Source organism: Streptomyces sp. CA-243310 (assembly GCF_050936775.1).
GTDB lineage: Bacteria > Actinomycetota > Actinomycetes > Streptomycetales > Streptomycetaceae > Streptomyces.
Genome location: NZ_JBNJMF010000001.1, coordinates 1,633,801 through 1,646,636, shown reverse-complemented (window position 1 = coordinate 1,646,636; position 12,836 = coordinate 1,633,801). Strand labels below are relative to the sequence as shown.

At 70.5% G+C, this 12,836-nt stretch carries 11 protein-coding genes; 2 read left to right on the top strand and 9 right to left on the bottom strand.

The genetic code is table 11. From position 1 onward, the window contains the following. The first annotated feature begins 119 nt into the window (after nucleotides 1-119). Nucleotides 120-1,043, top strand: a complete 924-nt coding sequence (locus tag ACQEVM_RS07765; RefSeq protein WP_351384783.1) for an NADP-dependent oxidoreductase — start codon at nucleotides 120-122, stop codon at nucleotides 1,041-1,043. A 16-nt stretch (nucleotides 1,044-1,059) separates the two neighbouring features. Here the strand turns inward: ACQEVM_RS07765 and mnmA are convergent, their stop codons facing one another. Further along, the gene (mnmA, locus tag ACQEVM_RS07760; protein WP_433076339.1) at nucleotides 1,060-2,190 is read right to left on the bottom strand and encodes a tRNA 2-thiouridine(34) synthase MnmA; all 1,131 of its coding nucleotides are present in this window, start codon (nucleotides 2,188-2,190) and stop codon (nucleotides 1,060-1,062) included. A gap of 68 nt (nucleotides 2,191-2,258) precedes the next feature. On the opposite strand from mnmA, the gene ACQEVM_RS07755 reads away from it, so the two are divergent. After that, complete coding sequence (locus ACQEVM_RS07755) at nucleotides 2,259-2,960, top strand: N-acetylmuramoyl-L-alanine amidase (protein WP_433076337.1); 702 nt, start codon at nucleotides 2,259-2,261, stop codon at nucleotides 2,958-2,960. 101 nt (nucleotides 2,961-3,061) lie between these two features. Here ACQEVM_RS07755 and ACQEVM_RS07750 read toward each other — a convergent pair whose 3' ends face one another. From ACQEVM_RS07750 to ACQEVM_RS07715, 8 genes are all read right to left on the bottom strand, one after another. Beyond that, the gene (locus tag ACQEVM_RS07750) at nucleotides 3,062-4,225 is read right to left on the bottom strand and encodes a cysteine desulfurase family protein (RefSeq protein WP_433076335.1); all 1,164 of its coding nucleotides are present in this window, start codon (nucleotides 4,223-4,225) and stop codon (nucleotides 3,062-3,064) included. A gap of 246 nt (nucleotides 4,226-4,471) precedes the next feature. Next, nucleotides 4,472-5,332 carry a thioesterase family protein gene (locus tag ACQEVM_RS07745; RefSeq protein ID WP_433076333.1) on the bottom strand — a complete coding sequence of 287 codons (861 nt, stop codon included), beginning with the start codon at nucleotides 5,330-5,332 and terminating at the stop codon, nucleotides 4,472-4,474. Nucleotides 5,333-5,390: 58 nt separating this feature from the next. Then, the gene (locus tag ACQEVM_RS07740; RefSeq protein WP_267800490.1) at nucleotides 5,391-6,047 is read right to left on the bottom strand and encodes a trimeric intracellular cation channel family protein; all 657 of its coding nucleotides are present in this window, start codon (nucleotides 6,045-6,047) and stop codon (nucleotides 5,391-5,393) included. 245 nt (nucleotides 6,048-6,292) lie between these two features. After that, the gene (locus tag ACQEVM_RS07735; RefSeq protein WP_433076331.1) at nucleotides 6,293-7,396 is read right to left on the bottom strand and encodes an ABC transporter ATP-binding protein; all 1,104 of its coding nucleotides are present in this window, start codon (nucleotides 7,394-7,396) and stop codon (nucleotides 6,293-6,295) included. Nucleotides 7,397-7,401: 5 nt separating this feature from the next. Then, the gene (locus tag ACQEVM_RS07730) at nucleotides 7,402-8,520 is read right to left on the bottom strand and encodes an ABC transporter ATP-binding protein (protein ID WP_266950028.1); all 1,119 of its coding nucleotides are present in this window, start codon (nucleotides 8,518-8,520) and stop codon (nucleotides 7,402-7,404) included. Beyond that, a complete protein-coding gene (locus ACQEVM_RS07725; RefSeq protein ID WP_053677612.1) occupies nucleotides 8,517-9,518 on the bottom strand; it encodes an ABC transporter permease in 1,002 nt (333 codons plus the stop codon). The genes ACQEVM_RS07730 and ACQEVM_RS07725 overlap by 4 nt, the downstream gene beginning before the upstream one ends. Before the next feature lie 178 nt (nucleotides 9,519-9,696). Beyond that, nucleotides 9,697-11,403, bottom strand: a complete 1,707-nt coding sequence (locus ACQEVM_RS07720; RefSeq protein WP_433079868.1) for an ABC transporter substrate-binding protein — start codon at nucleotides 11,401-11,403, stop codon at nucleotides 9,697-9,699. A gap of 94 nt (nucleotides 11,404-11,497) precedes the next feature. Next, the gene (locus ACQEVM_RS07715) at nucleotides 11,498-12,490 is read right to left on the bottom strand and encodes an ABC transporter permease (protein ID WP_053677608.1); all 993 of its coding nucleotides are present in this window, start codon (nucleotides 12,488-12,490) and stop codon (nucleotides 11,498-11,500) included. Nucleotides 12,491-12,836 lie beyond the last annotated feature (346 nt).

Sequence of the window (12,836 nt, the reverse complement as noted above, 5' to 3'; positions counted from 1 at the left end):
GATTCTGTCACATGGTGGCCGTACGGCCAGCACCATGCGGGCGCGACGGCCGCCAAGCTGGATGTGTCGGCCGGGGAAACCGTTCGATACCAGTAGAGGCACCACCAAAGGAGACATCCATGCGCGCCGTCGTCGTCAGCCAGTGGGGCGGACCCGAGGTTCTCGTCGAGAGGGAGATCGAGCGTCCGGAGCCCGGCATGGGCGAGGTGCTCGTACGGGTCCGCGCCGCCGGCGTGAACCCGGTGGACTGGAAGACCCGCGAGAGCGGCGGCCTGATCCCCTGGGGGCCGGTGCCGGCCGTCGGCTGGGACGTGTCGGGCACCGTCGAGGCCGTCGGACCGGGCGTGACCCTGTACCGGGTGGGTGACGAGGTGTACGGGATGCCCCGCTTCCCGCAGCAGGCCGGCGCGTACGCCGAGTACGTGACCGCTCCCGCCCGGCACTTCGCCCGCAAGCCCGCCTCGCTGGACCACGTGGAGGCGGCGGCGCTGCCGCTGGCGGCCCTGACCGCCTGGCAGGCGCTGGTCGACACGGCCGGGGTCTCGGCCGGACAGCGGGTCCTGGTGCACGCGGCGGCCGGCGGCGTCGGCCACCTGGCCGTGCAGATCGCCAAGGCCCGCGGCGCGTACGTGATCGGCACCGCGAGCGCCGCCAAGCACGCGCTGTTGCGCGACCTGGGCGCCGACGAGGTGATCGACTACCGCACCGCGGACTTCGAGGACGTCGTCTCCGACATCGACGTGGTGATCGACGCGATGGGCGGGGACCACGGGCAGCGCTCGCTGAAGGTCCTCAAGCCGGGCGGGCACCTGGTGACCCTGCCGGGCCCCGACGGCCTCCCCGCCGACGCCGAGGGCGTGCACGCCACCTGGCTGCTCGTGGAGCCGGACCTCAAGGGCCTGGAGGGCATCGCCGCCCTGGTCGAGCAGGGCCTGCTGAAGCCGCTGGTCGACACGGTGCTGCCGCTGGAGCAGGCCGCGAAGGCCCACGAGATCGGCGAGCGGGGCCGCACCACCGGCAAGATCGTCCTGACGGTGGCCTGAGCCCCGGCCGCCGGGCTCACACGGCGGCGGACGTCCGCTCGGTCGTGGCGATGGTGGCGGAACCGACCACGCGGGTGCCGTCGTACAGCACGATCGCCTGGCCGGGGGCCACGCCGCGGACGGGCTCGCTGAAGGAGACGCGCAGCTCGCCGTCCACGAGTTCGGCGAAGACCTCGGTCTCGCCGCCGTGGGCGCGCAGCTGCGCGGTGTACGTGCCGGGGGCGGCGGCCGTGGATCCGCACCAGCGGGGGCGGATCGCGGTGAGGGCGCCGACGTCGAGGGCCTCGACGGGGCCGACGGTGACGGTGTTGTTCACCGGCGAGATGTCGAGGACGTAGCGCGGCTTGCCGTCGGCGGCGGGGTGGCCGATCCGCAGGCCCTTGCGCTGGCCGATGGTGAAGCCGAAGGCACCCTCGTGGGTGCCGACCTTCTCGCCGCTCTCGTCGACGATGTCGCCCTCGGCCTTGCCCAGACGGTTCGCGAGGAAGCCCTGGGTGTCGCCGTCGGCGATGAAGCAGATGTCGTGGCTGTCGGGCTTCTTCGCGACGGCGAGGCCGCGCAGTTCGGCCTCGGCGCGGATCTCTTCCTTGGTGGTGAGGGTGTCGCCGAGCGGGAAGAGGGCGTGGGCGAGCTGCTTCTCGTCGAGGACGCCGAGCACGTACGACTGGTCCTTGGCCATGTCGGAGGCGCGGTGGAGTTCGCGCGTGCCGTCGTCGTTGAGGACGACGGTGGCGTAGTGGCCCGTGCAGACGGCGTCGAACCCGAGGGCCAGGGCCTTGTCGAGCAGCGCAGCGAACTTGATCTTCTCGTTGCAGCGCAGGCAGGGGTTCGGGGTGCGCCCGGCCTCGTACTCGGAGATGAAGTCCTCGACCACGTCCTCGCGGAATCGCTCGGCGAGGTCCCAGACGTAGAAGGGGATGCCGATGACGTCGGCGGCGCGACGGGCGTCGCGGGAGTCCTCGATGGTGCAACAGCCGCGGGCGCCGGTCCTGAAGGACTGGGGGTTCGCGGAGAGCGCCAGGTGGACGCCCGTGACGTCGTGCCCGGCTTCCACGGCGCGGGCGGCGGCGACGGCGGAGTCCACCCCGCCGGACATGGCGGCGAGGACGCGGAGGGGGCGGGCGGTGCGCGGCAGGTTCTCAGTCATGGCACCGTCCAGAGTACGGGGGGAACCGCGCGGGGTCACAGCGCGTTGTCGGGTCGGGGGTGGATCGCATGGTGCGTGACGGTGGGAAGACACGGGACGCGGCTCCGGGCAAGGCGACCGGCAAGGGGTCGGGCCGGACCCGCAGGGCCGTGCTGTTCGGAGGGCTCGGGGTGATCGCGACGGCCGCCGTCATCGGGCAGGACGAGCTCAGACGCGCCTGGTGGCTGCTGCCCGGGGTGTCCAAGCCGCGCAAGGACGGTGAGCTGGACTACGCGGCCGCGAACTGGACGGCGGCCTCGCCGGCGAACTGGCGGTTGGCGGACCGGCCCGACGACTACCGCGTGGACCGGATTGTCGTGCATGTCACACAGGGCGGGTTCGAATCCTCGGTGGACGCCTTCAAGAACCCGTGGCACAAGGCGTCGGCGCACTACATAGTCCGCCAGGACGGTCACGTCGAGCAGATGGTGCGCGAGCTGGACGTGGCCTTCCACGCCGGGAACCGGTCCATGAACGAGCGCAGTGTCGGCATCGAGCACGTGGGCTTCGTGGACCGGCCGCAGGACTTCACGGACGCGATGTACACGGCCTCGGCCGAGCTGGCCGCCGATGTCTGCCGGAGGTACGACATACCCGCCGACCGCGAGCACCTCGTTGGCCACTCCGAGGTGCCGGGTGCCGATCACACGGACCCGGGTCGCCACTGGGACTGGAACCGCTACGTCCGCATGGTCGGGGAAGCCCTGGCCCGCAAGCCCGCCACCGGCTGATCCGGCGAGCCCTGCCGACCGGTACCCGGCCCGACCGGCCCGACCGGCCCGCGACCGGGGTGCGGGGCGGGCCGGGGCGGCCGAAACCGTGACGGCAGGGCCTAGCTGAGTCCGGCCGTGCGGGCGCGGGCGACGGCGGGGCCGATGGCGGCGGCCACCGCGGCGACGTCCTCCTTGGTGGAGGTGTGGCCGAGGGAGAACCGCAGGGTGCCGCGGGCCAGCAGCGGATCGGTGCCGGTGGCGAGCAGCACGTGACTGGGCTGGGCCACGCCGGCGGTGCACGCGGAGCCGGTGGAGCACTCGATGCCCTGGGCGTCGAGGAGGAGCAGCAGGGAGTCGCCCTCGCAGCCGGGGAAGCTGAAGTGGGCGTTGGCGGGCAGCCGGTCCACGGGGTCTCCGCCGAGCACGGCGTCGGGCACCTCCCGCAGGACGGCGGCGATCAGCTCGTCGCGCAGGGCGCCGATCTCGACGGCGAACCGTTCGCGCCGCTCGGCGGCGAGGACGGCGGCCACCGCGAAGGCCGCGATGGCCGGTACGTCGAGGGTCCCGGACCGGACGTGCCGCTCTTGGCCGCCTCCGTGCAGGACGGGGACGGGGGTCTGGTCCCGGCCGAGCAGCAGGGCGCCGATGCCGTACGGGCCGCCCACCTTGTGGCCGCTGACGGTCATGGCGGCGAGACCGCTGTCGCCGAAGCGGACGTCGAGCTGACCGACGGCCTGGACGGCGTCGGAGTGCAGCGGGATCCCGAACTCCCCGGCGATGTCGGCCAGTTCCCGCACGGGGAAGACCGTGCCGATCTCGTTGTTGGCCCACATCACGGTGGCCAGGGCGACGTCGGAGGGGTTGCGCTCGATCGCCTCCCGGAAGGCGTCGGGGTGCACGCGCCCGTGGTGGTCCACCGGAAGGTACTCGACCCGGGCCCCCTCGTGCTCCGCGAGCCAGTGGACGGCGTCGAGGACGGCGTGGTGCTCGACGGGACTGGTGAGCACGCGGTCACGGGTCGGGTCCTGGTCGCGGCGGGCCCAGTAGAGGCCCTTGACGGCGAGGTTGTCGGCCTCCGTGCCGCCGGCGGTGAAGACCACCTCGCTCGGGCGCGCGCCGAGGGCTTCGGCGAGGGCCTCGCGGGCCTCCTCGACGGTGCGGCGGGCGCGGCGGCCGGCGGCGTGGAGGGAGGACGCGTTACCCGTGGCGGCGAACTGCGCGGTCATCGCCGCAGCGGCCTCCGGCAGCATCGGGGTGGTTGCGGCGTGGTCGAGGTAGGCCATGATCCCCCGATTCTACGAGCCCCCGACGCCCCGGACCCCATGCGGTCCCCCCGCCGGCGCATTCACCGGCGGGGCGCGGTGACGGGGGCCGGACGGGGCCGGGGGTGCACGCCGGACCGCCACGCACGCCGGGCCGCACGCCGGGCCGAGGTGACGGACCGGCCGGGGGCTGGGTGACGGACCGGCCGGGGCGCGCACCGGGCAGGTTCGCACGCCCCGCCGCGCGTGCGCTGCGGGGCGTGCGGGTCAGGACGTCTGGCGCGGGGCGCGGGCCAGTTGGCGGGACTGGGCCACGAGTCGGTCCGTCGAGTCCCAGACCTCGGCGTCCTCTTCCAGGAAGCCCCCGGCCAGGTTGCGGGTGGTGACGGCCACCCGCAGCGGGCCCGGCGCGGGGCGGTGGCGGATGTGGGTGGTGAGTTCGACCGTCGGGGCCCAGCCGATCAGGCCGAGGTCGAAGGCGGTCGGCGGCAGCGCGTCCACCGCCAGGAGCAGCGACAGCGGGTCGGCGTCACGGCCGTCGGCGAGCTCGAACCAGGCCCGCATCTCGCCCTTGCCCGACGGCGCACCGACCGCCCAGCCCGCCGTCGCCGGGTCCAGCCGCAGCCGGAGCCGGTCCACGATGGCGGAGCTTCCGGGGATCGGCGCCGGGCCGGCCTCCGCGCCGAGGCAGTCCTCGTACGCGGGCATGAGGGGCGGCAGCGCGGTGGTGTGTACGGAGTCGGTCAGGGCGGACAGCTCCCCGTACGAGGCGAGGACGCGGATCCGCTCGATCTCGGCGCCGCTCTCGTCGTACTGGAAGAGGGACGCCTGGCCGGTCGACAGGGTGCGCCCGATCCGGACGACCTGCGTGCGGATCACGGCGGGGCCGGGCACGGAGGAGGTCAGGTAGTGGGCGGAGACGGTGAAGGGGTCGGGGTGCGGCAGGGCCGCCGACAGGGCCCGACCGACCAGTGCCAACAGATATCCGCCGTTGACGGCGGTGATGATCGTCCAGCCGGCGCTGAGTTCAGCGTCGTACACCCCGGGCTCGTCCGCGCGGGCGGAGAGGGTGGTGTCGCGGTCGAACTCGCTGTCGCCGATGGATGCCTGGGCCGCTGCATGTGACATGAAAACGACGGTACACCGGCAAGCTACTAAGCGGTAGCTTTCTATTGCTACGTGCGCGTTACGGCTCTTCGGCCACGGCTGACCGGCGGTTCCAGGCCAGCGGCGCCCGCCAGTGGTACCGGATCGCGAGCAGTCGGAGCACGAACGTGGTGATGATCGCGGCGGCGGTGGTGAGCGCGTTGAGCGTGTCGAAGGCGATGAAGAGCGCCACCATCGAGGCGCCGACGACCGCGGGCACCGCGTACATCTCGCGGTCGCGCAGCAGCGAGGGCACCTCGTTGACCAGCACGTCGCGCAGCACGCCTCCCCCGACCGCCGTGGCCAGCCCCAGCGAGGCGGACGCGGTCAGGCCGAGGCCGTACTCGTACGCCTTGGTCGTGCCCGTGACGCAGAACAGTCCGAGGCCGGCCGCGTCGAAGACGTTGATGGCGCGGTTGATCCGCTGGACCTCGGGGTGCAGGAAGAAGACCAGCCCGGCGGCGACCAGCGGGGTCACGAAGAAGCTGAGTTCCCCGAAGGCGGCGGGCGGGACGGCGCCGATGACGAGATCGCGGAAGAGACCTCCGCCGAGGGCGGTGACGAGGGCGAGCACGGCGATGCCGAAGATGTCGAAGTTCTTGCGCACGGCGAGCAGGGCGCCCGCGGTGGCGAAGACAAAAATGCCCGCGAGGTCCAGGGCGTGCTGGATGCCGGGCGGGAAGAGATCGTGGAGCACGCCCCCATTGTGCCGTCCGCCCGCCGGCGGTACGGACGGCGGCGACCGGCGTGGGGCCGCGGCGCACACGGCGGCGGCGCGGCGAACGGCGACCGCGGGTGGCACGCGGCCGGGGAACGCACAGTGGTGCCGGGGTTCCCGGACGCGTACGCCCGGGTGCCCCGGCACCACACCCGACCCCGGCCGCTACTCCGAGGTCGGACACCTGCGGTCGGCGTGACCCGCCACGCCGTCGTCACGACCCGCTACACCGTCGGGGTGTCCACCACTTCGGCGGCGCCCGGCAGGGCCTTGTCGCCCGGCGCCTGGTCCGGCGCGTTCTCCGGGTGGTGGCAGGCGACCTGGTGCCCCGTCTTCAGGGCCACCAGCGGCGGCTCCTGCGTGGTGCACAACTCGGTGGCCTTCCAGCACCGGGTGTGGAACCGGCAGCCGCTCGGCGGCGAGATCGGCGACGGGACGTCTCCCTTGAGCAGGATGCGCCCGCTCTTCGCGCCGCGCCGCCTCGGGTCCGGCACCGGCACCGCCGACATGAGCGCGGTCGTGTAGGGGTGCATGGGCGCCTCGTACAGCGACTTGCGGTCGGCCAGCTCCACGATCTTGCCGAGGTACATCACCGCGATGCGGTCCGAGACGTGCCGGATGACCGACAGGTCGTGCGCGATGATCACGTACGTCAGGCCGAGTTCCTCCTGGAGGTCGTCCAGCAGGTTCACCACCTGGGCCTGGATCGAGACGTCCAGCGCCGACACCGGCTCGTCGGCGACGACGAGCTTCGGCTTGAGGGCCAGGGCCCGCGCGATGCCGATGCGCTGCCGCTGACCGCCGGAGAACTCGTGCGGGTAGCGGTTGTAGTGCTCGGGGTTGAGGCCCACCAGCGAGAGCAGCCGCTGCACCTCGGCCTTCACACCGCCCTCGGGGGTGACCTTCTGGAGCTTGAAGGGCGCTCCGACGATCGTGCCCACCGTGTGGCGGGGGTTCAGCGAACCGTACGGGTCCTGGAAGATCATCTGTACGTCACGGCGCAGCGGGCGCATGCCCGAGACGCCGAGGTGCGTGATGTCCCGGCCCTCGAACTCGACCTTGCCGCCGGTCGGTTCGAGCAGTCGGGTGATCAGCCGGCCCATGGTGGACTTGCCGCAGCCGGACTCGCCGACGATGCCGAGGGTCTCACCCCGCCGAACGTCGAAGTCGATGCCGTCCACGGCCTTGACGGCGCCGGCCTGGCGGCGCAACAGCCCCTTGTTGATGGGGAAGTGCTTGACCAGCCCGGTCACCTTCAGCAGCGGCTCCTCGGCGGTGTCCGCCGCGGCCTGCGCGGAGGAGGCCTCCGCCGCGCCCGTCTCGTTCATGTCGGTCACAGCTTCGGCGCAATCTCTTCGGTCCAGATCCGGGTCCGCTCCTCCTGCGACATGTGGCAGGCGGACCAGTGCCGGCTGTCGTCCTCGGTCAGCTCGGGGCGCTGGGTGCGGGTGATGCCGCCCTTGGGTACGTCGGCGTAGGGGCACCGGGGGTTGAACGCGCAGCCGCTTGGGATGTTGATGAGGCTGGGGGGCGAGCCCTTCACCGGGATCAGCCGCTCGGTCTGGTCGCGGTCGATGCGCGGCATCGAGCCGAGCAGCCCCCAGGTGTAGGGGTGCCGGGGGCCGTAGAAGACCTTCTCGGCGGTGCCGCGCTCCACGCACCGGCCTCCGTACATCACGAGGATGTCGTCGGCCATCTCGGCGACCACGCCGAGGTCGTGCGTGATCATGATGACCGCGGAGCCGAACTCCTTCTGCAGGTCGCGGATGAGGTCCAGGATCTGCGCCTGGACGGTGACGTCCAGGGCGGTCGTGGGCTCGTCCGCGATGAGCAGTTCGGGGTTGTTGACCAGCGCCATGGCGATCATGGCGCGCTGGCGCATGCCGCCGGAGAACTCGTGGGGGTACGCGTCCACGCGCCGGTGGGGCTCCGGGATGCCGACCCGGTCGAGCATCTCGACGGCCCGCTTGCGGGCGGTCTTCTTGTCGACGTCGTGGTGGGTCCGGTAGGCCTCGATGATCTGCTTGCCCACCGAGTAGTACGGGTGCATCGCGGACAGCGGGTCCTGGAAGACCATCGCCATCTTGTGCCCGCGCAGCTTGCGCACGTGGTCGGCGTCGGCCTGGACCAAGTCCTCGCCGTCGAGCACGACCTGCCCGGAGATGTGCGGGCGGCTGCGGGCGTTGCCGGTGCGGTGCAGGCCCATGATGGCCAGCGAGGTCACCGACTTGCCCGAGCCGGACTCGCCGACGATGCCGAGCGTCTTGCCGCGCTCCAGGTCGAAGGAGAGCCCGTCGACGGACTTGACGAGGCCGTCGTCGGTCGGGAAGTGGACCTTCAGGTCGCGTACGGAGAGGAAGGAGTCGCCGGCGCGGGTCTCCCCCTTCGCCTGCTCGGGGACGAACGCGGGCTCGCCGGAGGTGCCGGTCGAAACGGCGGGGTTCTCGGTCACGTCAGCCTCACGCGCGGGTCGATGACGGCGTACAGCAGGTCCACGATCAGGTTGGCCATCACCACGAAGAGCGCGGCGAGGAGGGTGACGCCCATGATCACGGGGAGGTCGCCCTGGCCGATGGCGGCGACGGCCGCCGTTCCCAGACCCTGGAAGTTGAAGGTCGTCTCGGTGAGCACCGCGCCGCCGAGGAGTCCGCCGAGGTCGAGGCCGAACATCGTGACGATCGGGGTGAGGGTGGAGCGCAGGGCGTGCTTGCGGATGACCACGCCCTCCTTGAGTCCCTTGGCGCGGGCGGTGCGGATGTAGTCCTCGCCGAGGACTTCCAGCATGGTCGCCCGGGTGATGCGGGCGTAGGTCGCCGCGAAGAGGAAGGCGAGGGTGACCCAGGGCAGGATCAGGCTGTTGAGCCAGGCCAGTGGATCCTCGGTCAGGGGTTTGTAGTTGGACACGTCCAGCCAGCCGAGGCCGTAGACGAAGACCGCGGGAGCCACCATGCCGGTGAAGAAGATCGGCAGGGAGACGCCGGCGAGGGCTCCGATCATGACGGTCCGGTCGATGGCCGTACGCCGTTTCAGCGCCGAGACCACTCCGGTGGCCACACCCGCGAGCACCCAGATCAAGGCTGCGCCGACGGCGAGCGAGAGGGTGACCGGCATGCGGTCGAGCATGGTCTCCCAGACGGGGGCCTCGCTCTTGAAGGAGTAGCCGAAGCACGGAGCGGCGCAGTGCGTGACCTCGGTGCCGCCGTCGTAGTCGCGGCCGACGAAGATGCCCTTGAGGAACACCCAGTACTGCTCGGAGATGGGCTTGTCGAAGCCCATCTTCACGCGGATGCCCGCCAGGGCGGTCTCGTTGGTCTCTCGACCGGCGTACATGAGCGCGGGATCGCTGCCGGTCAGCTTCGGGACCGCGAAGAAGATGCCGAAGGTGACCACGGAGACCACCAGCAGCGTGGCGGCGACGTTGAACAGCCGCCGTATGAGGTAGACGAGCACTGCAGTCGGCCGCCCGGGGCGGGCGGCTGCCGCCCCTTGTGGGGACGACAGCCGCCGCCTGCGGCCTTCACCTGCCCTTCGGACTAGCGCATGTGCGGTGAAGGCACTTACTTGCGAATTGCTCTGGCCTGCTGGTGCCCGGCGGCCGCCGTGGAGCGGTCGCCGGACGGTGGGACGACTACTTGGCGACGCCCAGGACAGCGAGGTCGATGCGGCCCATCGAGTCGTTGAAGTAGACGTTCGTCAGGCGCGGGTTGTGGTAGATGAGCGCCTTGTCGAAGTTGATCGGGAGGTAGAGCGCCTTCTCCATGATCTTCTTGTTGATGTCCGTGTAGAACGGAGCGGCAGCGTCCGGGGTGGCGGCGTTCGCGGCCTTGTCGAACAGGCCGTTGACCTCGGGGTCGTCCAGCATCGTGTAGTTGTTGTTGCCGTTCGGCAGGATGAACGAGCCGTCGACCAGCGGCTGGAGGAAGCCCGAGCCGGAGTTGTAGTCGGCGCCCCAGCCCATGACGATGATGCCGTAGTTCTTCTTCTTCACGTTCTCGGGCGAACCGATCGTGGAGGAGGAGAGCTTGCCGTCGTACTGGTCGATCGTGGCCTTGATGCCGACCTTGGCGAGCGAGGCCTGGAGGGACTCGGCGGTCTTGACCTCGGGGGCGCGGTTGTTGCGGACCGCGATGGTGGTCTCGAACCCGTCGGGCTTGCCACAGGCCTTGAGCGCGTCCTTGGCCTTCTGCTCCTGCGGCTTGCCGGCGGTCAGGCCCCACGGGTCGTAGGCCTTGTCCGAGCCGGGGATGCCGGGCGGCAGCATGTTCGCGCCGAGGTCACCACTGGTCGGGCCACCGCGGGCGTTCTGCAGCGACTTCGGGTCGGCCGCGTAGATGACGGCCTTGCGGCACTCGATGTTCTCGAACGGCGCGACCGTCTGCGGGAAGGCGAAGTAGCGGATGTAGCCCGTGAACGGGTTGTCCGCGTTCTTCTTGAGGTTCGTGTCCTTGAGGATCTTGTTCTTCGCGGCCTGCTGGACACCGGTGCCGTCGACGGCGAGGTCGATGTCGCCGGAGAGCAGGCGCTGGTCCATGTCGTCCGGGTTGGTCGTGACCGTGAAGCTGACCTTGTCCGGCAGACCCTTGCGGATCGTGTCCGTCTTCGGGTCCCAGTTCTCGTTGCGGACGAAGGTGGCGCCCTTGCCCGCGGTGAAGCTCTCGACCTTGTAAGGACCGGTGGAGACGGGCTTGTTGGTGTAGCCCGCGCCCTGGTCCTTGGCCGCCGGGACGGGCGAGGAGGACGGCATCGCCAGCAGGTAGTTGAAGTCCGAGTTGGCGCTGGCCAGGTTGAAGACGATCGTCTTGTCGTCCGGCGTCTGGACCGACTTCAGACCCATCTTGTTCGGGTCGGTGTCCTTGTACGGGCCCGGGTACTTCTGGCCCTGGTCGAGCAGGTCGACCAGGTACGTCGGGCCGCCGGACAGCACGTCCTGCGCGAAGACGCGCTCGATGCCGTACTTGAAGTCCTTCGAGGTGATCGGCGTGCCGTCCTCGAACTTCACGCCGTCCTTGATCTTGACGGTGTACGTCTTGCCGTCGTTGCTCAGGACCGGCGCGGCCTCGGCGAGGTCCGGGACCAGCTTGGTGCCCGCGGCGCCCGGCTTGCTGTCGTACGCGAAGAGCTGGCGGATGTAGAGGCGCTGCAGGTTCCACACGAAGCCGTAGTAGGCGCGCGCCGGGTCGAGGTAGTCGACGTCCTGGGGCGACCAGAGCTTCAGCTCCCCGCCCTTCTTGTCCGAGGCGTTCACCAGGGCCGTGGAGGCACCGCTGTAGCCCTTGTCGTTCGCGCCCTCGGACTTCTTGCCCTCGTCCTTGCCACCGCCGCACGCGGCGGTCATCGACAAGGCGGCGACCACGGCGGTGATCGCGAGTGCCTGCTTTCTGCGGATCACGGTTGTCCAACCTCCATAGGTGGTGAATCGAAGAAGCGGTTCAGCTGCCCTTGGGGTCGAGTGCGTCGCGCAGCCCGTCCCCGAAGAGGTTGAACGCCAGGACGGTGATGAAGATCGTGAGGCCCGGGACCACCATGTACATGGGGTCGTCCTGGTAGATGGGGACGGCGTCGGACAGCATCTTGCCCCAGGAGGCGGTGGGCGGCTTGACGCCGGCACCGAGGAAGCTGAGGGCCGCCTCCGTCAGGATGTTGGTCGGGATGATCAGCGTCGAGTAGACGAGGATCGGCGCGACCAGGTTGGGCAGCAGCTCCTTGATGAGGATGTAACCGCGGCCCGCCCCGAGGCTGCGCGCGGCCTCGACGTATTCGCGTTCACGCAGCGAGATCGTCTGCCCTCGGACGATGCGACCGATGTACGGCCAGCCGAAGAAGCCGATGACGACGATCAGCACGCCCATTCGGACGCCCGAACCCTCGAACCCCCAGAGGGAGTTGGGGACCACGGACACGAGGGCGATGGTGAACAGCAGCTGCGGGAAGGCCAGCAGCAGGTCCATGGTGCGGCTGATGACGCCGTCGACCCAGCCGCCGAGGAATCCGGCGAGCGCGCCGAGCAGGCTGCCGAGGATCACGGAGACGAAGGCCGCCAGGAAGGCGACGACCAGGGAGATGCGGGCGCCGTAGACGATCCGGCTGAACACGTCGCGCCCGTTGGTCGGTTCGACGCCCAGCAGGAAGTCGGAGCTCATGCCGCCGAACGAACCGAGCGGCGTCCCGAAGTCCGGGTCGAGCATGTCTTCGTGGAACTCGTTGGGCGGATGGCCCAGCAGGCTCACGATCAGCGGCGCGAAGACGGCCACCAGGATCAGGAGGATCACGACCACGCCGCCGGTCAGCGCGACCTTGTCGCGCTTGAGCCGCATCCAGGCGATGCGGCCGGGCGAGCGGCCTTCGATGGCCTTGGCAGGGACGTCGGCTACGGACACGGGTGCGGGTGTTTCCGCGTCCGTGTCATGCAGTGGTGCCGTCATCGTGGTGGGGACCCCTCTCGGCCGACGGGTGTGCCGGCCCATGCCCGCCGCTGTGGCGGCGTTGGTGCGGAGTGGCGCTCGGAGTGCGTGGACACGCGCAACGCGTGTGAGGTGCAGGAAGTGCGGGAAGTGCTGCGAAAGTGCCGTGCGAAACAACAGGTGCAGTCAACGCATCGAACCGCGCCCCGCAGGACTGATCGGCTCTTGGGTGGGGAGTCTTCATCGGGCGCTCGACCAGCCGCCAGACCCGCAGATGAATGGATGCGTAAACGTGATCTGACGTCCCGGTACCCGTTATCCGGACTTCACTCGCGTCTCAGCGGAGCAAGACCGCCTGTTCGGTACG

Excerpts from the sequence above, each read along its gene's own strand:
- ACQEVM_RS07765 (WP_351384783.1), top strand. The coding sequence starts at position 120 with ATGCGCGCCGTCGTCGTCAGCCAGTGGGGCGGACCCGAGGTTCTCGTC.
- mnmA (WP_433076339.1), bottom strand. The coding sequence starts at position 2,190 with ATGACTGAGAACCTGCCGCGCACCGCCCGCCCCCTCCGCGTCCTCGCC.
- ACQEVM_RS07755 (WP_433076337.1), top strand. The coding sequence starts at position 2,259 with ATGGTGCGTGACGGTGGGAAGACACGGGACGCGGCTCCGGGCAAGGCG.
- ACQEVM_RS07750 (WP_433076335.1), bottom strand. The coding sequence starts at position 4,225 with ATGGCCTACCTCGACCACGCCGCAACCACCCCGATGCTGCCGGAGGCC.
- ACQEVM_RS07745 (WP_433076333.1), bottom strand. The coding sequence starts at position 5,332 with ATGTCACATGCAGCGGCCCAGGCATCCATCGGCGACAGCGAGTTCGAC.
- ACQEVM_RS07735 (WP_433076331.1), bottom strand. The coding sequence starts at position 7,396 with ATGAACGAGACGGGCGCGGCGGAGGCCTCCTCCGCGCAGGCCGCGGCG.
- ACQEVM_RS07720 (WP_433079868.1), bottom strand. The coding sequence starts at position 11,403 with ATGACCGCCGCGTGCGGCGGTGGCAAGGACGAGGGCAAGAAGTCCGAG.
- ACQEVM_RS07715 (WP_053677608.1), bottom strand. The coding sequence starts at position 12,490 with ATGACGGCACCACTGCATGACACGGACGCGGAAACACCCGCACCCGTG.